The 604-nt window shown below is 48.5% G+C and carries 1 protein-coding gene and 1 pseudogene; one reads left to right on the top strand and one right to left on the bottom strand.

The window, feature by feature from the left end; all coding sequences use genetic code 11:
- The coding region (locus R7Q09_RS26870; protein ID WP_318144039.1) for a YitT family protein at window positions 1-219 on the top strand (219 nt) is incomplete at its 5' end.
- Between the two features lie 83 nt (window positions 220-302).
- Here R7Q09_RS26870 and R7Q09_RS26875 read toward each other — a convergent pair.
- Window positions 303-604, bottom strand: a pseudogene (locus tag R7Q09_RS26875) (hypothetical protein); the annotation flags it as partial.

Here is a 604-nt window from a genome sequence, read left to right on the forward strand (position 1 = left end):
GGCGGCTTTAATATTTTGGCCTTGTACCTTCAGGAACGCTTTGGGATTCGAGCGGGCAAAATTCAGATGGCGCTCGATTGTGCCATCGTGGTGATGTCGCTGTTTATTGTGGATGTGCACCTTATCGCTCTCTCCGTTCTTGGTGCCATTGCGACCAACTTGATTTTGGCGATGAACCACAAACCTGGACGATACCAGCCAAAACCGCAAACGGCATAATCAACACCTAGAAATACGAAAGTGTTTAGACAGCCAAAAAGCCCCGAGCCATTAGCTCGGGGCTTTTTGCTGTGGCGGTAAACCTACGCCAGTTCGCTGGTTGTGCAGTATTGCTGCACCTGCGCATCCAATTGTTTTTTGCATTGCTGGCTAAGTTGAAAATGCACTTGCATCAATAAGTCATGCGCATAAAAAAGCTCAAACGCATCGCCGCCGTTTTGCAGACAAATGGCTTCACATCGTTCAGCATGCACTTTGGCTTCTTTAGGTGCATCGGCTTTCAGCAAGCTCATCGCCAAACGATATTCTGCACGCTCTTCCTGCATCCAACCACCCGCTATTTTCCAATAATCCAGTGCTAGCCTTGCAGACTCTAACATCCTCG

Source organism: Vibrio sp. 2130-1, from assembly GCF_033339515.1.